Raw genomic sequence first — 18800 nt, 5'->3', positions numbered from 1 at the left:
CCTCACCCGCATCTCACACAAACAAACGCATGCCCACCACGGACAAACTAGGTAAATACGAATTACGCCGCGAACTCGGCAAGGGTGCGATGGGTATCGTCTATGAAGGTTTCGACCCCTTTATCCAGCGCACCGTCGCCGTCAAGACCATCCAGAAATCGCTGGTGGATGCTTCCGAGATGGAGGAAGCCTTCGCACGTTTTCGCCGCGAGGCACAGGCTGCCGGCCGGCTTTCCCACCCCAAGATCATCTCCATCTACGACTACGGCGAAGAAGGCGATCTGGCCTATATCGCCATGGAATATGTGGACGGTGACGAACTCAAAGACCATCTGGAAGCGGGCGAAACCCTGCCCATCGCCGACAGTCTGCGCATCATGCTGCAAGTGCTGGATGCGCTGGAGTATTCGCACCAGCGCGGTGTCATCCATCGTGACATCAAGCCGGCCAACATCATGATCACCGCCGATGGCAGCATCAAGATCGCCGACTTCGGCATTGCCAAGATGGATTCCAGCCACCTTACCCAGGCGGGCATGGTGCTGGGCACCCCGACTTATATGTCGCCCGAGCAGTTCATGGGCAAGGATGTGGACGGGCGCAGCGACCTGTATTCGGCGGGGGTGATGCTGTATCAGATGCTGACCGGCGAACGCCCCTTCACCGGCAGCCCGATCACCATCATGAACAAGGTAATGCACCAATTACCGACACCCCCTTCGCACTTCAACCCCAAGGTATCGCCGGAACTGGACCTGGTGGTGATGCAAAGTCTGGCCAAGACGCCTGAAGAACGTTTCCAGAATGCCGGCGAATTCATGCGCGCGCTCAAGCGCACCATCACCCGCAATGCCCCGTCCCCCGCCATTTCGGATACGACACTGGTCACCCCGGCAGACAGTCTGGCTGCCGAAGAAACCGGCGCGAACGATTTCGCTTCACGGCAGCGCGACATCAAACTGTGGCGCGAGATCAGCGACAGCACGCAACGCGCAAGCTTCGAGCAATACCTGAAAGAGTTCCCCAAGGGAGAGTTCATCGATCTGGCAAAACGCCGTCTGGCGAATATCGACAAGCTCGAACAGGAAGCCGCGCGAGAAAAGGAACAGAAACGTCTGGCATTGCTGGCGACAGCCGAACGCAAGAAACAACTGCAACTGGCACAACAGAAAGCGGAAGCCGCCCAACTGGCAAAAATGGAAGCGGCAGCCCGCGCCAGAGCCGCGGCAGAAGCCCGACAAAAAGAGGATCAGGCACGCAAAGCGCTGCTAGCGCAGCATCTTGCCAAGATCAAGGACATCGGCAAGATCGAGCGCCAGACTGCCGCCGAGAATCAGGCCAAGCTTGCCGCCGCGCAGGCACTCAGACAAAAACAACTTGCCGATCTCGCAGACGATCGCGCAAAAGGTTTTGCGGAGATCATGTCCAGACGAACCGCCGAGGCACAGGCAAAAGAAGATCTGGGCACAGAATCACCCCGCAGATTGCGCCGCCGCCCCCCGCGCGACGTCGGGAAGTAAGGATCAGCAACCTTCGCAGGAAAAAGTGATCGCGCCCGCCGCATCCTTGCCGAACGAATGCCCCAGACAGATCGTGCCACGCCCGCGCAACACGATCTCCTCGCGCCGCAACTGCAACTCACCCTCCCCGGCGAAGGTGATGTAACTGCCGTTCGAGCTTTGATCGATGTAGACGAACTTGTCGCGCCGCAATTCGATGGTGGCATGCAGGCGCGAAGCGCGCTTGTCCTCCACCACAAAGCCCGCCTGCGCATCGCGCCCCAGCACCAGCTTGCTGTGCGCCGCATCCACCACCGCCTCGCGCCCGTGGTGCTGCAAACGCAATACGCCGGAAGAGGCTACGGGCGCGTGTGTACGCCCCACCATCAGCGTCGCATCGTCACCCTCCTGCCACAGCACTTCGACCACCTTGATATTGGAAGCCTTGCCCTTGATCGGCAGCAGATCGAGACTGCGCGTGGAGGTGCGCAGCAAAGGCGGCAACGCCTGCACCGTGGAAGCGTCGGAAAGTATCTGTCCCGCATTGGCCAACTCGGTCAATCTCGCCGCCACATTGACGGTGTCGCCGAACACGTCCGAGTCGCCGTCCTGCATCAGCACCGGGCCGTGATACAGACCGATGCGGATCGCCAGCCGCACCGCGTCATCCAGCGGCACCATCGCTTCCACATCGGCCTGCATCGCGCACGCGGCCTGTACGCCGCTCAGTTCGGAAGGAAAGACAGCCATGATCTCGTCGCCGATGGTCTTCACCACCCGCCCCTTGAACATCTCCGTCACGCGCCGCAACAATTCGATGCACTGGTTGATGGCGGCAAAAGCGCGCGCGTCGCCGAGCACCTCGTACAAGCGCGTGCTGCCGCTGACATCGGCGAACAACACCACTTTGTCATGCGTCGTCTGCTGTGCTTTTTTGTCCATATTCGGCCCGGTCGTCTGCATCATGCGGTGTATTATACAAGCCGCTTTTTTACCCTCTGACGTCATATTCGAACATGTTCACGATAGACCAGCTCCCACCCCACATCTATGTATTCGCCGGCATTCTGGGCCTGCTCACGATCTCGTTCCTGCTGTTCTTCTTCCTGCCCTCGCTGATCGTCTCCTGGCGCATCTCGCGCGTGGTCAAACAGTTGCGCGCGCTGGAAGGCAAACCGTCGAACGATATGCCGTCGATCTTCGCCAACACCGGCGTGCTGGAACATCTGTGGCAGGAATATGCCGACTCGCTGCATCGCCAGTCCGATGCGCGCTGGCGCTCCACCGTACCGGCCAACCTGATGTTCCCGCACGAGACCATCATCGACACGCCGCTGCGCGCCGACTTCTTCAAGCACTTGCCCGGCCTGTTCACCGGCGTCGGCATCATCGGCACCTTCTACGGCCTGATCATGGGCCTGCAGGCCTTCCAGGTATCCGAGAATCCAGCCATCGTGCGCGAGAGTCTCAATCATCTGCTGCACGGCGTGTGGGAAGCCTTCCTCGTTTCCGCCATCGCCATCACGCTGGCGATGGTCATCACCTTCATCGAGAAAGTCGCCATCACGCGCCTGAACGGACAGGTCGAACAACTCACCCAATTGCTCGACAACCTGTTCGAAGGCGGCGCCAGCGAGGAATATCTGGCACGTCTGGTCAAAGCCACCGAAGCCTCCTCCGGCCAGACTGCGTCCATGCTGCGCAACGAGATGCAGCAGATGATGGGCGAGATGTTCGAGAAGCAGATCGCTGCCAGTAACGCGCAATCCGAAGCGCTCAGCAAAAGTCTGGCGAACACACTGGAAGCCAGCCTGAAGCAGCCGCTGAGCGAGATCGCCAGTGCGCTCAAGGAAACGCGAAACGACCAGCAGGACGCGGTGCACAAGATGCTTGCCGGTGTGTTGAGCCAGTTCAGCGACCAGCTCAAGGACATGTTCGGCTCACAGGTCGGCGGCATCAACAGCCTGCAACAGCAGACCATCGAATCGCTGCAGACCGCCACCCACACCCTGCAACAGATGGCGGCCGAGATGCAAAGCGCCAGCAAGCACGGCAACGAGACGCTGGCCAACATGCTGGCCGAGACCATGGCAGGTGCCGAAGCGCGCCAGCGCACCATGAACGACAAGCTGGGCGAATTCATCGAACAGGTACGTTCACTGATGGAACAATCGCAAGGCGACACCCGGCAGGGCCTGCAGCAGGCGCTGGACAATCTGTCCGACCGCATGGGCGTCATCATCGAGGAGCTGGGCACACAGGTGCGCTCGGCCGGTTCCGCCAGCAAGCAGCAACAGGAAGCGCTCGCCGCCAGCAGCCAGGCGATGGTGGGCCAGTTCGGCGGACAGGTCAGCGCGCTGGTGGAGGGCGTAAACCTCGCCGTTGTGGAGATGAAGGCCGCCGTGCAAGCCATGCGCAGCACCACCGGCGAAGCGCTCACCAAGATGAACAACGGTGCGGACACGCTGTATCTCGCTTCCAAGGATTTCGCCAAAGCAGGCGCAGGCGTGACGTCCACACTGGACAAGTCCGTAAGCCTCGCCGGGGAGCTGACGCAGGCAGCCGGTGCCATCGGTTCGGCCACCAACAGTCTGAGCAGCGTGTTCGCCGATTACCAGAAAGCACGCGATGCGATGACCGAGCTGGTCGGCTCCATGCAACTCATCGTCGAACAGGCACGCCGCGATGCAGCGATGTCACACGATGTGGTGGCACGCATCGAAGCAGCCACGGCGAAACTGGTCGAAGCGCAACAACAGGCGGACGGCTATCTGGAAAAGGTATCGGATGTCATCGGCCAGGCCCACGAATCGTTCAGCACCGGCATGACCAAGGCTGTCGGCGAAGCCAACCGCGATTTCCATCAGGCGCTGGCCGATTCGGTCAAGCTGCTGCGTGAAGGCATACTGGAACTGGAAGACACGCTCGGTTCGATCTCCAACTAAAACGGGAAACAGAACATGCTGGGCAAGTACATTCCCGTTAAGCGGCGCAACAGAGACGAAGGCGAAAAACCCTTCTGGATCTCGTTCGCCGACCTGATGACTGCACTCATGGTGATGTTCCTGCTGGTGATGAGCGTGGCGCTGCTCGCCATCACCAAGAACGTGAGCGAGGCCGAGAAGAAACAGGCCGACCGCGTGCATGAGATCGACACGCTGTGGGAGCGCATCGAGCAGACCGCTCAGGGCCACCCCGGCATCACCGTCGACCGCAACCGCAACGTGATCGACTTCGGCGACCGCGCCCGTTTCGACACCGGCAGTTCAAGACTGACCACCGAACAGGTGGAATATCTGAGCGCCTTCGTAAGCGACATGCTCACATTGGCACGCGACGATCTGGCGCAGAGATGGTTGAAGCGCGTGGTGGTGGAAGGTTTCGCCGACCAGCGCGGCGACTACCTGCTCAATCTGAACCTCAGCCTGCAACGCAGCGAACGCGTACTGTGCACCCTGCTCTCTCCCGCGTCCAACCAACAGAAGACACTTTCCCGCGACGAGATGGAGCAGGTGCGCGACCTGTTCCTGGTCGGCGGTTATTCATTCAACTCCTCCAAGAAGTCGCTCGAAGAAAGCCGACGTATCGAACTGCGACTGGAGTTCTACGGCATCGACGAAGCGCACACCAGGACCGATGACATCCCGCGCAACGACTTCGGGCAGTGCCGCATCAGATGAACACGCTGGACAAGCTTGCCGACACCATGGCGCGCATGAGCCGCATCGCGCTCTCCACCATGCGTGCCGGCGACCTGCTGCCCATCCAGCACGAACGCGAACAACTGATCGCATGGCTGGGTAGCGAAGTGGACATGGAAGCGCTCGGCGACGACCGCATCCTGGTCGCGTTGCGTCATTTCGCCGAGGCCGGTTTCGTGCGCGACCTGCGCCAGGCCAGACTGCTGTGCTATGGCTGCACGCAGGCATATTCCGAACAGGGTGAACGGCTGATCGAGAATCTCAAACTGTTCACCACCCTGCTCGCTTACCTCACCCAGCATCAGGAACGCACACGCGCTTTCCGCAAGTGCTATCGCGGCTTGCTCAACGCCTACTTTGCCTATGATCCCGACGCGGACAGCGTGATCGGCAGCGGCCGCAGCAACTGGGCATCGCTGCACACCTTCCTGCAAAACGCACTGGATCGTCTCGCCAGCGACGGCCACACCCCGCAATGGGTGCGCGTGCTGTCGGCGAACAAAGGATTGCTCGGCACCGTACCCTGCGACGACTACCGGGGCGGCGCGGCGGATATCGAACGCATCGAATCCTTCCGTTTCGAACTCAACATCGGCGTCGACTCCTGGTTCATCCGCACCTTCGTGCAATCCCATATCGAACGCATCATGGCTCTGCCGGATGCGAAGTTTCAGGACGAAGTGAGCGAAGCGCTGCAGCTGCTGGTGCAATATCCGCTCTACATCCCGCGCTTGCTGGGCATGCTGCTCGACCGCTACAGCCAAAGTCAGAACAAGCGCACCAATGACGCATTGCGCGATTTCGCCATCGAACAATGGGGCGCACCGTGGATCGCGCAGAACGAGAGCAACTGGCTATGCAGTCAGACCGCCCGCGACATGATCGCCAACTGGGGCAAGAAACATCTGGTGCATGAGTTCTTCCACCTGTTCGCCGCGAAAGGTGCAGACAACACGCGCCGCGCCGCGTTCTGGAACCTTTACAGCGAAGACCTCAAAGGCATGTACTTCGCGCTGGGCAGCGATGCCTTCGAGATCAGCAACCGCGCTTTCCTGAAATTCAGGAACGACGCAAAAGGTCTGGTCGTCAAACTGAACGACAGCAAACACAACCTGCATGCCGTCATCCTGCAGTTCGAAAAATTCCACATCGTGGAATTCAACCAGCAGATCAACGTCGCCTATTTCTACGACACCGCCAAAGGTACGCCGGAGTTCTATCTGAGCAAGGGTTGGGTGAATGTCGGCGCGCTGAGTGTGGGCAATGCACTGAAAGGCAACACGCTGTCACAACCGGCACGCCCCATGCAACACAGCGACGAGAAACATCTGAGCTGGGAAGGCCGTTTCGCGCAGGAACTTGGGCGCTCGGACAGCGCAAGACAACATTTCTGCGAACGCCACCATGCCACCTACAGCGAAGCCTCAGGCAAGGCTTGGATCAAGCCTAACGACCAGCAGCGCTACACCAAAGAGATCGGCTCGGTGCTGCAAGGCTGGGGCTATACGTGGTCGCCAGAGGTGAATGGCTATTTCCGATCATTGAACTACTGAGCCTTCGATTATCTGTCTTTGGGTTTGCTGAACCCTGCTATATCATCCCCGCGTCGGCACACGAAAGGCAGCGCTCACCATGTTCAAACTTTTCGGCGAAAGACCGGATCACCCTTTGTTCAATCTGGACGAGACGCAGCGCCTCATCGGTGAACTGCCGCAGGATGAACCGCGCAAGGCACTGGAAGAGATCAGCTTCTGGCTGGAATCGATCAAGGATGCGCAAGGATTCAGCCCTGAGCTGCGCAGCGACGTCATCATGCGCGTCGATCAGTCCGGACAGATCCTGCAAACCGAACTACTGCATCGTTATCTGGAAGCACCCCACCTGCGCGACTTCCAGGGGCTGCACCTGTGGCAAGGCATCCATGCCTACACTCAGGCGCTTGCCGGCGCCTACAGCGCCTGCCTGAGCGAATATCAAAAGACCGCCAAACATTCCCGAGAACTCATCGAACGCATGCCGCTGATCTGCGTGCGCCAGTTGCTGGCAGTGGCGACGCAGATGAAGCTGGAGCTGATACGTTATATCGACATCGATGCCGCGACCTGGGCCATGCTGTATGCCGGTTACCGCTTCGCCGAAACCACGCAATGCACCGAGACCATGGTGCTGGCCTATCCCGGCCATGTCATCCACACCAGCCCGCAGCGCGAATTACTACACGCACTGGTGATGTTCACCTCCTCGCCCGATACCTTAGCCGCCGATCAACTGGAAGTGAGCTACCGCATCGCCGGACGCATGAACAGTTTCTTCGAGATCGCCAACACGGCAGAGAACGACTTCCCCTACCAGTTCGACCTCGCCGGTTCTGCCCCGCCGCACCGTGCCGAGCGCGATAAACCCGTCGCGGAAAACACACGCTTCTTCAGCGCCGCCAAAGCCGTGGCCGCATTGCAAAAGATCGTCACCCAGAACGAGAACGACCCTATCTGGCGTGAGCGCCGCTTCGGCAGCGAGTTCACCCCGGCGGGCAAGCTCACCGTGCTCAAACACCTGATGACCTACTGGGCCGCCCAGCCGCCGCAGCGCCACCTGGAACGGCGCGAGATTCACGCCAGTATCGAAGTCGCGCACAGCTTCCGCGCCATCAGCCAACTGGTTACCCACATCGATGCCGGACACGACGCCGAACAGGATGCCGACGACGCGCGCAAACGCGCGAGGATCGACCTCGTCGCACAGGAAGAGATCGCCTACACCACCGAAACATGGAACGTCACCGACATGAGCGCCACCGGACTGGGCGCGATACTCGGCGGCACACAAGGGGAATGGATCAAGATCGGCGACCTGTGCGCCCTCAAACCGGCGAACGCGCAGCAATGGTGGGTCGGCATGATCCGCCGCCTGCACACCGACAGCGCAGGCAAGGTCCACGTCGGCATCGAAATCCTCACCAAACGCCCCGCCTCGGTGTGGATACGCGTGCTCGGCAAAGGTGCCGAACGCGTATCCAACTGGGAAAGCAGCTCCGGCTCGTTCTCCTACGACTACCTGCCCGTCATCCTGCTGCCGGACGAACACAACTCATATGTGCACGCCACCCTGCTGATGGAATCCGGCAAGTTCGTGATCGACACCCATCACCAGATGATGATGGGCGAGAAGAGCCGCGACATCAAACTCACGTCATTGATCGCGGAGGGAGAGGATTTCGAGCAGGCGGGGTTTGAGTGGTTGTGAGCCGATTGAGTTGGGCTGCTGCTCGGCCTGAGCCGCCAGTGGTATTCGCTATGTCAGTGGCGGGTATGGAGCGGTCACCGGTCATAGGCGCCGAGATCATCTTGAATGGCGGCTTTCTCAAAACGTGACTGCGTACTCTTAACCCGAAGCGGTCCTTGAGGTCAGTTTCGAATAATTTCGAAGCTGAGCTGACCCCTTTGGCACTCACCTAGTCACGGCTATCGGCGATTTCTTTATGGAGCCGCACACCCAATTTACCTAGGAAAGCTAATTGCCTAAACAAATTTTTTGCTCCCGCTCTGTATCAGCAATGATGCTTTGGCGTAATGTGGCTACACCAGAAAAAACGCCCCACCGAAGTGAGGCGTCTTGCAGTCTTCTCAGGTTACACAGCGGAGCTACACGGATTGTTATCAGCTAACAACCTTCCCAGTCGTACACGCTATCCCATATCAAATTGTTAACTTTTAAAGTGGAGCCGCCCTTCCAGTTTGAAAATGAGTCCATGGACTCATTAATTCCTCCGCCAGAGAAGTTGATCCCAGAAATTCTGATTTGCACCTTCTTTCCAGCAATCTTTTCAACAAAGCCCACAAACCGAGCCGAGCCATGTACTTGTTTGTATTGAGGCTCACCTCTGATAATCAAACCTGTACTTTGATTGATGCTACCAGATGCGGACGCACATACTTGATCGCCAATCTGCTTTTTCTCAAGCCGTTGCTGATTCGCAGCCAATTTATCTTGGTATGCCGAATTGCTTGCAGCTAACAATGCCTCACGTTTAAGTTTGGCTGCTTCAACTAAACCTTTAGGGTCGTTATCCTTATATTTGAAAATCAGTTCCCACAACCTGTCTTTAGAATTTGAGCTCTTCAGCTCCGCATAGTCAGAATAGTCTGCATATTTTTTTCCAGTCCGCGGCTTGTTTGCCCAAGCCGCCACATCATTGAAAGATATCTCCACATCATTTCTTAGGTTTTCTAACGAAATATATTTAAAGTAAGTAAGCCCATCCCCATCTACCACAACAAATGGAACTCCTGACACGTCAGATCCTCTGGGGTTTCCCTCATACGTTGCATTTGCCGTTGTTGCTTGTTTCAACATCCCTTTTGTCTCGCGCTGATATTTTTTCCCATCACGCATGGTCACTACACTTCGCCCATCCTTTTGAAACGTGATGGTAGATATTTCGTCTATGGAAGTGAGCTCGTCGGAATTTTCTGAGCAGCATTTTGCGTAAAGAACAATGGGATAATTCGTGTCCCCAATTCTCACGAAGGCTTCACGTCCGTCCACAGTCTTAATCCAACCGGTTGGCCCTTCTTCTTCGAATTTCTTCGAGAGAAATTTTAATTTTGCCTGATATTTTGCTAATGCCGTAGGCGAATCTATAGCAATAGATAAAATCCGACCATGAGGAATGGTGCTCACTCCGCCAAGATATCTGTAATTTTCTGCAAAGCATTTATGCGTTTGAGATGGGTATCCTGGAGGTAAACTTTGTATGTGGATCGGAATACCCGCATTCATCCCTGGATCATTGCTATCTTCGCAAATCACCATGGGTCCGTATCCCCCTGGCCTCTCACTGCAGATTGTTGATACTGGCCTTCCCCCAACAGAACTGCACGCATTATTAAATTCTTTTGCCACAAAATTAACTGTCTGAGTTGCGTCTTCACCTTCAGCGAAGGCGATGCCCCATCCATAAATGCTATCTTTAACAAGTTGCGGCCGGATCCAAGTATCTAGCGCAGTTGCGAAATTTTCTTTGTTAGATTCAACTGAAGTCTGGTTGAACGGTTGAATCTTTGAGGATGTTGCGCACCCACCAAACGAAATAATGGCGACTACAAAGAGCAAATTTTGAAAAATTTTCATTAGCGCGTCCAACTTGTAAAAGTTTCAGGAACCGAAATTTATCACGCTCTTGCGTCGCGGTCAATATGCCGAAATATCTATACCCGGCCTATATATCTGAATGACCATTGCTGACCAATGACCTGCCAGGACAGCAACTCGGCCATAAGAGACACTGATGAATTGCTGAAATAGCTGATTGATTGTTCTGAATGGTTGTCCGCTTCACTTTTAACAGCGGTCGTTCAAAACTAAGAATCGGGGGCGATTCAAACCATACAAGGGATTAATCACACAACGAACTTAAGTCTCAACCTTTCCCTGCCAACCATTCTCCAAACCTTCGTGCCGGGTGCCCGAGAGACAGCGTATCGCGCCAGATTACATAAAGTTCTTTACGCAGATTACCGCCTTCGAGTGCAATGGGAACCAAGGTGCCGGATTGGACCTCCTCGGACACAGTGCCAACCAGTACGATCGACACTCCCAGCCCCGCTTTCACCCACTGCTTCACAGCATCGGTAGATCCCAGTTGCATACCGACAGACAAGCCACTCTCCCCGCTTCCAAAGTAATCAGTAAGTATCCGACCTGTTCCCGTACCCGGCTCGCCGCCGAGCAGGGGAACACCCATCAGGTCCCCGTGAGAAAGGCTATGTTTATCGGCCCAAGGGTGACTCGGCGGAACGATAACGACCAGTTCTTCCTGCCGCCACGGGCGAGCTTCGTAACCCTCGCGACCGTCCCACCATTCCATTACAGCGACGTCGATATCTCCCGAATCAAGTTGCTGCGCAATGGACGGATTCTTGTCTATGCGGACATCCAGTTGTGTTTTCGGTGTTTCCTGCAGGTCCAGAAAATCCTTCACATACCCAGACAGTAGATAAATACCTATATTGCTGCTCGCCCCGATGACTACAGGCTTGCTCAGGAAGATGCCGGCGGCATTCGTGCTCAGTCTCAGCAGATTCTCAGCATAGGGCTTGAACGCCATCCCTTCCGTCGTCAGACGGCAACCCGCAGCATCCCGCTCGATCAGTCGTGCCCCGAGTTGCATCTCGAGCTTCTGCATCTGTTGCGATATCGCGCCCTGGGAAAGACTTCTTTCTCGCGCACCGGCGCGGAAGCTGCCATGTCGGAAGATGGCGAGAAAGCTCGCCACCTGATCTAGGTTCAAGGTACTCAGACCGCCACCTTGTCCAGCGGATGGTTGATCGCCCCTTGCGGAATCTGCCCTTTGAGCACTTGCAGAATATTGGTCGCAGCTTCCATCTCGATTGCCAACCGCACCGTATCCACGGCAGAGCCAATGTGAGGTGTGAAAAGCGTAAGCTCCGTGTTGGACAACAGGCGTTCAGAAATAGATTCTGGACGGTCCGGTCGCATCCATTCTTCCAGTTCGAACACGTCAGCTGCATAGCCCGCCAGCTTGCCGGAATCGAGAGCATCGGCTACTGCTTTCTCATCGACCACCGAGCCACGGCAGGTATTCACCAGATAGGCTCCTGGCTTCATAATCGACAGTGATGCCGCATTGATCATATGCAACGTATCTTGCGTGTAGGGCACCATGGGCACCACATAGTCGCTCTCGGCCAACAACTGCACCAACCCCACCTTGCGCAACCCCAAGCGCGCCTCGAGCTCAGGTGGCAACGGTTGCGGGTCGGTGTAGAGCAGTTCCATCTCGTAACCCTGCAGGCGAGCGGCTATAGCGCGACCGACCGCGCCCATGCCGATGATGCCAAGTGTGCGACCTGTCAAGCCTGCGCCATACAGCATAGGACGCCATCCAGTGAATTGTCCTGAACGCACGAAGCGGTCGCCCTGCAGGACTTTACGCGTCAGGCCGATCAACAGCCCAACGGTCAGTTCTGCGGTCGGGATGGTCAGCAGGTCGGGGACGTTGGTTATGCGGACCCCTCGGAGTGTACAGGCCGCCACATCATAGTTGTCATATCCCTTGAGCGCGCAGGCGACCAATCGCAATTGCGGACATTCTGCGAGGAACGCGTCATCTATGCTGTCCGGCATGAAGGTCATGACCGCGACCGCATCACTGCACCGCTTGATTATCTCTTCGCGACTCAGCCGCTCACGCGTTTCGTTGGCAACAACATCGCAATGAGGTCTAAGCATGTCCAGTGTCTGCGGATGCACCCAACTGGTAATGACGATTTTCGGTTTCATCTTGTCTCCAATTATTTAAAACGTTTCCTGAGATATCCGCTGAAAGCATCCACGAGCGTAACCATGACCAAGATCACAAGCAATATTGCTGACACATCTTGGTATTGCATGATGCGCAAGGACCCCATCAGTTCGAAGCCTATCCCTCCCGCCCCAACCATTCCCATCACCGTGGATGCACGGAAGTTGTATTCCCATCGGTAGATGGATGTGTCGGCGAGCTGCGGTAGCACTTGCGGCAATACCCCATGTAGCAATACCTGTAGCGGCGACGCACCTGCTGCACGTGCTGCTTCTATCGGTGCTGGATCGGCATGCTCAATCGCTTCGGCGAAGAATTTGCCAACCATGCCGATCGAATGAAGACCAAGTGCAAGTACGCCGGGCAGTGCGCCGAAGCCGACTGCCGCCACGAAGATGATGCCAAGTATCAACTCTGGTATGGAACGCAAGGTATTCAACAAGCCGCGCGCCATTTGATAGACCAGCGGATGCGGAGAAGTGTTCTGTGCAGCCAGAAAAGCCAGCGGCAGCGAGAAAGCAACCGCCAGCGCAGTGCCCGCAATACTCATGGCCAGCGTGTCCAACAGCGGCTTCCACCAGTTGGCGACCTCATTGAAGTTCGGCGGCATCATTTCGCCGACCAGACTGAACAGGCTCGGCACACCTTCCGAGAGACGCTCTGCATCGAATAGACCGACGTAGTGCGCACATATCAGGATGACCAGCATGGCTGCGCCGAAGCGCAGCGCGTTGTACATCCAGTCGCGCTGAGCTTCGTCGAGCAGTTGGTCGTATTGACTGTTATGGTCGCTCATATACTGTTTTCGATTAGAACTTGGACAAATCTATCTTCAGCAGATGACCCAAATCGCGCACGACATCGTAGTGCTTGTCGGTAATCACGTCGAAGCCGTCCGCCTTGAAGGGTTTGAGGATGGCCGGATCCTTGATGTCCAAGAACGCCTGGCGAATCTTCTCCTTCAACTCTGGTTTGAGATTGGAGCGCATGGTCCACGGATATTGCGGGAACGGTTTGGAATACTCGAGCACTTTTACCTTGTTGCCATCGATGATTTTGCGCTCGACCAGCGACTCGAAGATTGGACGGCTCAGACCACCGGCCTGTGCATGACCATTCTGCACGGCCATTGCGACAGCATCATGCGAACCGACGAAATGCTCGTTATAGTCGCTGCCAGCAAGTAAGCCCTTCTCGGCCAGCACGGACTTGGGAATCAGATGGCTAGAGGTGGAAGCTTTATCGCCATATGCCATGTTCTTGCCCTTGATGTCCTCAATCTTATTGACACCAGCCTCGACGTTTCCGATGACTGCGGATTGATAGGTCGTGCTCCCCTTGCTCTTGAGCGCAACGAATGGCTCGATATTGCTCTTCTGACGGGCCAGCACATAGGAGAGCGGGCCAAAATAGGCCAGATCAAGACGACCGTGGCGCATCGCCTCAATCATCGACGAGTAGTCTGTGGTGACGATCAGTTCGATCTTCTTGCCCAGCGTCACCTCAAGATATTCCTTCAGCGCCTGGTTGTTCTTGATGATGGTGCCGGCGTTCTCGTCCGGCAGCAGAGCCACCTTGAGAGTATCCGGATCGGCTTTGGGCGCGGCCTGTGCTCCGAACGGAACGGACAGCGCGGCAAGCAGGGTAAGCAGTTTTAGCATTCGTTTCATGATTCACTCCTCGTTGATGGCTAGTTGGGTAAATGAAGGTAAAGGGGGCACGGGTATTTCTTCTCGGCCACTGGTTGGCGCCTGATCGTAGATATCCTGCAACAGGGCGTCACTCAGTTCGTTCGGTGAGCCGTCGTAGACGACCCGACCATGTGCGATGGCAATGATCCGGTCGGCGAATTCACGCGCCAGATCGACTTGATGAAGACTCACCACTGTCGTGATGCCATCTTCAAGGCAAATATGCTTCAGTTGCGACAACACACGACGCGAAGTTGCCGGATCTAGGCTGGCAACAGGTTCGTCCGCCAGCATCAAACGTGGCTGCTGCGCCAATGCACGCGCGATACCAACACGCTGCAGTTGACCTCCGCTCAAACGGTCAACCCGCTCGGTGGCCTTTTCCAGCAAACCAACACGCTCCAGACATTCAAGCGCGATATGCTGTTCAGCACGGGGCAATGGGAACATGGAACGCAGGGTGGTGTGATAGCCGATACGGCCAAGAAGTACGTTCTGTAGCGCCGTATGTCGCCGGATTAGCTGATGCTGCTGGAAGATCATGCCGGTACGACGCCGGTGTAGTCTGAGGGCTGCAGCAGTGTCGACAACCCCAACATCTTGAACATGAATAGAACCCGTTGTCGGACGAGTAAGCATATTGAGACAGCGAAGCAACGTCGACTTACCCGCGCCCGAAGCGCCAAGCAGGACATTAAATTCACCGCGCTTGAAACTCAGCGAGGTCGGATGCAGCCCGATCGCATCGGCTCCATACCTGACGGATACATTTTTGAGTTCGATCACAAGTCACCCCCACAAGCCTTGATGACGATTCATATTTCGAATCGTCTCGCCATTAAGTTAAGAATTTCTAAACAGTGCGAATGCTAGGAGATGAAAGTGACAGAGAGATTACGGAGAGATGAATTATTTTGTCTGCCTTCTAGAAGACGAATTACGAAGGCGGGCCATTGAGGGAAAGAAGGCCACTGAGCATCCGCCATCAGGAAATCTATATGACTGCTTGGGGTTAGCAAGCTACGGCCAAGCATCATCAAACTCTTAGTTTTGAACGACCGCTGTCAGGAGTGAAACGGACCACCCTTTAGAATTCTCAAGCAGCCTTCTCAGCAATTCCCCAGCGTCTCTTATGGCCGAGCAGCAGAAGCTAACGACATTCTCGCAACCGCTCCACCCTCGCAGCTCCTACACAACCCTGCTCAGCCCTGCCCCAACAAAGCAAGCATCGATTCCACATCGACGATCTTGTCGCGCGGGGCGGCGCGTCTTTCGCCGCGTGATACTTCCACATCGTCCAACCGCTTCCAGTCTTCGAAAGAGATGAACTGCACGCCGCGTTCGCGCAGCAGGTCGATGATGGCGTCGCGCGGTGGCAGCTCGCGGGCCGATAGTCCGGCGCCGTCCGCCGCCATGTGGGCGACCACGTGGGCGGAGGCGGCTTTGTGTGAGCCGATGAGTCCGCGCGGGCCGGTGCGCGCCCAGCCGACGACATATTCGTTGGCGACCACGGCGCGGCTGGCCGAATCGACCACGCGCCCATCCTCGTTCGCAACGATGCGTGCTGCTTCGTCGAAGGGCACGCCGTCTATGGGGTCGAGGCTGAAGCCGATCGCGGGCAATACCATCCCCACATCCAGCACTTCGAACTCGCCTGTGCCGCGCGCGACCGTGCTGCCATCGGCTTGAGTCTCGATGCTGTTCTTCTCCAGTTTGAGTCCGCACACTTTGCCTTCAGCGTCGGCCAGCACTTCGGTCGGCGAGACGCGGAAACGCAGGTGCAGTTTCTTGGTGTCGCGGCCGCGTTCGCGTGCTGCGAATGATTGAAGGATCTTGAGGTTCTTGTCCTGCTGCGAACCGGGCTCGACGCTGGCGCAGTCGGCGAGTTCGTCCGGTGCGACGACGGGCTCGACGCCTTCCATCTCGCCCAGCTCTTTCAGTTCGACCGGTGTGAAGGCGGCCTGCTCGGGGCCGCGTCGGCCGAGGATGTATACCTCGCGCACCTGGCTGTTGCGCAATGCCGCGAGCGCGTGGGCGGCGATGTCGGTCTTTTCCAGTTCGGCAGGCGAGCGCAACAGGATGCGCGCCGCGTCGACCGCGACGTTGCCGTTGCCCACCACGGCCACGCGCGGCACCGTCAGGTCGATCATGGCGTGTTGGTAATCCGGGTGGCCGTTGTACCAGCCGATGAACACGGTGGCCGGGGTGCAGCGCGGGATGCCTTCGCCGGGGATGCCCATGCGGCGGTCGGCTTCGTTGCCCACGGCGTAGACGATCTGGTGGTAGTGGCGGCGCAGATCTGCCACGGTGAGGTCCTTACCCAGACGCACATTGCCGTAGAAGCGGAATTCGGGACGCGCCGAGGTTTTTTCGTAGACGCGGGTGACTGCCTTGATGTTCTGGTGGTCGGGCGCGACACCGGCCCGCACCAGACCGTAGGGCGTGGGCAGGCGGTCGAACATGTCCACCTGCACCACTTCGTCCGTGCGCCTGAGCAGCGCTTCGGCGGCGTAAAACCCGGCGGGGCCGGAACCGACGATCGCAACACGCATGAGCAACCTCCTCTGCTTTCTGTATGGTTTTGTCGTTCCCGCCCTGCGTCAGCCGCGCACCGGCTCCAGCGTCGCGTCCAGATTGAGACTGTCGCAGTAATCGAGGAAATCGCCGCGCAGCGTGGCGATGTGCATCTTGGCCGGGATGCCCACCGTCATCATCACGGATAAAGTTGTCGAGCCGGTGTGCGGCGCGGGATAGGTGCTGGTCTGCAGGTCTTCGATGTTGATGCCGCTGCGCGCGAAGAACGCCGCGAGGTTGCGCACGATGCCGGGATGATCCGGCGTGACGAGCTCGACGCTGTAGGGGATGGCAGGTTCGGCGCGCTTGCCGGTGCGTTCGTGATGCAGGTTCAGCGCTAGCGATGAACCGAGCGCATCCAGTTGCCCTTCCAGTTTGGAGAGCGCATGCCAGGGGCCGGTGGCGAGGATGATGATGATGCACTGCCCGCCCAGCACGGACATGCGGCTCTCTTCGATGTTGCATCCACTGTCGGTGATGCTGCCGCTGAGCCGCTCGACCAGACCGGTGCGATCCGGGCCGGCGGCGGTGATGACCAGATGGGTGTTCTCTATCTCGGATTGCATGTTGTTGTGACCGTCGTTGTGCGTTGGATGTGAAGGCATTTTAGCGCCTGAGTGTGCCGAAGTGACCTTACTGGATGTCGCCGTCCACGTAGAACCAGCGCCCCGCTTCTTGCACGAAGCTGCTGACCTCGTGCAGGCGATGCGCACGCCCGTTCACCTTGTAGCGCGCGACGAATTCGACAGTGGCGTGTTCGGCGTCTTGTTGGGCGTGACGTTTCACTTCCAGGCCTAGCCACTTGGTCGGTGCTTCATCGGCAAGGCCTAAAGCAGCGGGACGTGTGGCGGGATGCCAGCTTGCCAGCAGGTAGTCTTCTTTAAGCTGGGTGTAGGCGGTGTAGCGCGAGCGCATGAGGGCTTCGGCAGTCGGCGCTGGTGTTCCGCCTTCGATGTAGCGGGCACAACATTCCGTGTAGGGCTTGCTGCTCCCGCAGGGGCACTCGATCAGTTTTGCCACAGTGGCGGTTCTTCCATCAGTGCTATCTGTTCGCGCAGTTCCAGGATGCGGTTCTGCCAGTAGATCTGCGTGTTGAACCAGGGAAAGGCTTGCTTGAAGGCGATGTCGTCCCAGCGGCGTGCGAGCCATGCGGAGTAATGGATGAGACGCAAGGTGCGCAGTGCTTCGATGAGGTGCAGTTCGCGCGCGTCGAATTCGCAGAAGTCTTCGTAGCCGGCCAGCACATCGCCCATCTGGCGCACACGGTCTTCGCGTTCGCCGGAAAGCAGCATCCACAGGTCTTGCACGGCTGGGCCCATGCGGCTGTCGTCGAAGTCGACGAAGTGCGGGCCTTCGTCCGTCCATAACACGTTGCCTGCATGACAATCGCCATGCAGGCGCAGTTGCTTCACATCGCCTGCCCGGTCGAAACAGTGGCGCACGCCGTCCAGCGCCTGTTGCGACACGGTACGCCATGCTTCGAGGATGTCGGGCGGGATGAAGTCGTTGGAGAGCAGGAATTCGCGCGGCTCGATACCGAAGGTCTCGATATTCAGGATCGGGCGATGTTCAAAATCCTTGATCGCGCCGACGGCGTGGATGCGCCCCAGAAAGCGGCCCAGCCATTCCAGCGTGTCGCGGTCTTCCAGTTCAGGCGCGCGGCCGCCGTGTTTGGCGAAGACCGAAAAACGGAATCCGTCGAAGTGATGCAGCGTTGTGCCGTTGATGGTCGAAGCGGGTACGACGGGTATCTCGCGTTCGACCAGTTCCTGCACGAAAGCATGCTCTTCGAGGATGGCGGCATCGGTCCAGCGCGCGGGTCGATAGAACTTGGCGACCAGCGGTGCGCCCTCGTCCATGCCGACCTGATATACGCGGTTCTCGTAGCTATTGAGCGCAAGCAGCCGCCCGTCGCAACGCAGGCCGATACTTTCCAGCGCGTTGAGTACGCAGTCGGGGGTGAGTTGCGAATAGTCGGGTGTGGTCATGGATCAAGGATACCGTCATTCAC

16 protein-coding genes are annotated in these 18800 nt (G+C 57.5%); 5 read left to right on the top strand and 11 right to left on the bottom strand.

The window, feature by feature from the left end; all coding sequences use genetic code 11:
- The first annotated feature begins 29 nt into the window (after positions 1–29).
- On the top strand, positions 30–1520 hold the full coding sequence (locus ACYCZ5_RS00915) for a serine/threonine protein kinase (protein WP_461542878.1): 1491 nt from the start codon (positions 30–32) through the stop codon (positions 1518–1520).
- A 3-nt stretch (positions 1521–1523) separates the two neighbouring features.
- On the opposite strand, the gene ACYCZ5_RS00910 is transcribed toward ACYCZ5_RS00915, so the two are convergent.
- Positions 1524–2441, bottom strand: a complete 918-nt coding sequence (locus tag ACYCZ5_RS00910) for an adenylate/guanylate cyclase domain-containing protein (protein WP_461542877.1) — start codon at positions 2439–2441, stop codon at positions 1524–1526.
- 74 nt (positions 2442–2515) lie between these two features.
- Here ACYCZ5_RS00910 and ACYCZ5_RS00905 point away from each other — a divergent pair, with 74 nt between their 5' ends.
- From ACYCZ5_RS00905 to ACYCZ5_RS00890, 4 genes are all read left to right on the top strand, one after another.
- A complete protein-coding gene (locus ACYCZ5_RS00905; protein WP_461542876.1) occupies positions 2516–4444 on the top strand; it encodes a hypothetical protein in 1929 nt (642 codons plus the stop codon).
- Positions 4445–4459: 15 nt separating this feature from the next.
- The gene (locus tag ACYCZ5_RS00900; RefSeq protein ID WP_461542875.1) at positions 4460–5179 is read left to right on the top strand and encodes a flagellar motor protein MotB; all 720 of its coding nucleotides are present in this window, start codon (positions 4460–4462) and stop codon (positions 5177–5179) included.
- Positions 5176–6753 (top strand): EH signature domain-containing protein, encoded by a 1578-nt coding sequence (locus tag ACYCZ5_RS00895; RefSeq protein ID WP_461542874.1) that lies wholly within the window; start codon positions 5176–5178, stop codon positions 6751–6753. The genes ACYCZ5_RS00900 and ACYCZ5_RS00895 overlap by 4 nt, the downstream gene beginning before the upstream one ends.
- 79 nt (positions 6754–6832) lie before the next feature.
- Entirely contained in the window at positions 6833–8443 is a 1611-nt protein-coding gene (locus tag ACYCZ5_RS00890) for a hypothetical protein (RefSeq protein ID WP_461542873.1), read from the top strand.
- A 417-nt stretch (positions 8444–8860) separates the two neighbouring features.
- On the opposite strand, the gene ACYCZ5_RS00885 is transcribed toward ACYCZ5_RS00890, so the two are convergent.
- From ACYCZ5_RS00885 to ACYCZ5_RS00840, 10 genes are all read right to left on the bottom strand, one after another.
- Positions 8861–10330, bottom strand: a complete 1470-nt coding sequence (locus ACYCZ5_RS00885; RefSeq protein WP_461542872.1) for a hypothetical protein — start codon at positions 10328–10330, stop codon at positions 8861–8863.
- Between the two features lie 289 nt (positions 10331–10619).
- Positions 10620–11489, bottom strand: coding sequence for a LysR family transcriptional regulator (locus ACYCZ5_RS00880; RefSeq protein WP_013294823.1), 870 nt, complete (start codon positions 11487–11489; stop codon positions 10620–10622).
- Between the two features lie 5 nt (positions 11490–11494).
- Complete coding sequence (locus ACYCZ5_RS00875; RefSeq protein WP_461542871.1) at positions 11495–12502, bottom strand: phosphonate dehydrogenase; 1008 nt, start codon at positions 12500–12502, stop codon at positions 11495–11497.
- Between the two features lie 11 nt (positions 12503–12513).
- Entirely contained in the window at positions 12514–13320 is an 807-nt protein-coding gene (gene phnE / locus ACYCZ5_RS00870) for a phosphonate ABC transporter, permease protein PhnE (RefSeq protein WP_013294821.1), read from the bottom strand.
- Positions 13321–13333: 13 nt separating this feature from the next.
- Complete coding sequence (gene phnD / locus ACYCZ5_RS00865) at positions 13334–14194, bottom strand: phosphate/phosphite/phosphonate ABC transporter substrate-binding protein (protein ID WP_013294820.1); 861 nt, start codon at positions 14192–14194, stop codon at positions 13334–13336.
- A gap of 3 nt (positions 14195–14197) precedes the next feature.
- Positions 14198–15001, bottom strand: a complete 804-nt coding sequence (gene phnC / locus ACYCZ5_RS00860) for a phosphonate ABC transporter ATP-binding protein (RefSeq protein WP_013294819.1) — start codon at positions 14999–15001, stop codon at positions 14198–14200.
- Between the two features lie 416 nt (positions 15002–15417).
- Positions 15418–16767 (bottom strand): FAD-dependent oxidoreductase, encoded by a 1350-nt coding sequence (locus tag ACYCZ5_RS00855; RefSeq protein ID WP_461542870.1) that lies wholly within the window; start codon positions 16765–16767, stop codon positions 15418–15420.
- 48 nt (positions 16768–16815) lie between these two features.
- Positions 16816–17394: a glycine cleavage system transcriptional repressor gene (locus ACYCZ5_RS00850; protein ID WP_461542869.1), complete on the bottom strand. Its 579-nt coding sequence runs from the start codon at positions 17392–17394 to the stop codon at positions 16816–16818.
- 28 nt (positions 17395–17422) lie between these two features.
- A complete protein-coding gene (locus ACYCZ5_RS00845) occupies positions 17423–17800 on the bottom strand; it encodes a YchJ family protein (RefSeq protein WP_461543351.1) in 378 nt (125 codons plus the stop codon).
- Positions 17797–18777 (bottom strand): serine/threonine protein kinase, encoded by a 981-nt coding sequence (locus tag ACYCZ5_RS00840; protein ID WP_461542868.1) that lies wholly within the window; start codon positions 18775–18777, stop codon positions 17797–17799. Before ACYCZ5_RS00840 ends, ACYCZ5_RS00845 begins: the two co-directional genes overlap by 4 nt.
- Positions 18778–18800: the final 23 nt, after the last annotated feature.

This window comes from Sideroxydans sp. (assembly GCF_054604835.1).
The sequence above is the reverse complement of the archived record's forward strand: the minus strand, read 5'-3'. Positions and strand labels throughout refer to the sequence as shown.

Bases quoted from the DNA above. Each gene is read 5' to 3' on its own strand.
- ACYCZ5_RS00915 (WP_461542878.1), top strand. From the start codon at position 30: ATGCCCACCACGGACAAACTAGGTAAATACGAATTACGCCGCGAACTC.
- ACYCZ5_RS00910 (WP_461542877.1), bottom strand. From the start codon at position 2,441: ATGGACAAAAAAGCACAGCAGACGACGCATGACAAAGTGGTGTTGTTC.
- ACYCZ5_RS00905 (WP_461542876.1), top strand. From the start codon at position 2,516: ATGTTCACGATAGACCAGCTCCCACCCCACATCTATGTATTCGCCGGC.
- ACYCZ5_RS00900 (WP_461542875.1), top strand. From the start codon at position 4,460: ATGCTGGGCAAGTACATTCCCGTTAAGCGGCGCAACAGAGACGAAGGC.
- ACYCZ5_RS00895 (WP_461542874.1), top strand. From the start codon at position 5,176: ATGAACACGCTGGACAAGCTTGCCGACACCATGGCGCGCATGAGCCGC.
- ACYCZ5_RS00890 (WP_461542873.1), top strand. From the start codon at position 6,833: ATGTTCAAACTTTTCGGCGAAAGACCGGATCACCCTTTGTTCAATCTG.
- ACYCZ5_RS00885 (WP_461542872.1), bottom strand. From the start codon at position 10,330: ATGAAAATTTTTCAAAATTTGCTCTTTGTAGTCGCCATTATTTCGTTT.
- ACYCZ5_RS00875 (WP_461542871.1), bottom strand. From the start codon at position 12,502: ATGAAACCGAAAATCGTCATTACCAGTTGGGTGCATCCGCAGACACTG.
- phnE (WP_013294821.1), bottom strand. From the start codon at position 13,320: ATGAGCGACCATAACAGTCAATACGACCAACTGCTCGACGAAGCTCAG.
- phnD (WP_013294820.1), bottom strand. From the start codon at position 14,194: ATGAAACGAATGCTAAAACTGCTTACCCTGCTTGCCGCGCTGTCCGTT.
- ACYCZ5_RS00855 (WP_461542870.1), bottom strand. From the start codon at position 16,767: ATGCGTGTTGCGATCGTCGGTTCCGGCCCCGCCGGGTTTTACGCCGCC.
- ACYCZ5_RS00850 (WP_461542869.1), bottom strand. From the start codon at position 17,394: ATGCCTTCACATCCAACGCACAACGACGGTCACAACAACATGCAATCC.
- ACYCZ5_RS00840 (WP_461542868.1), bottom strand. From the start codon at position 18,777: ATGACCACACCCGACTATTCGCAACTCACCCCCGACTGCGTACTCAAC.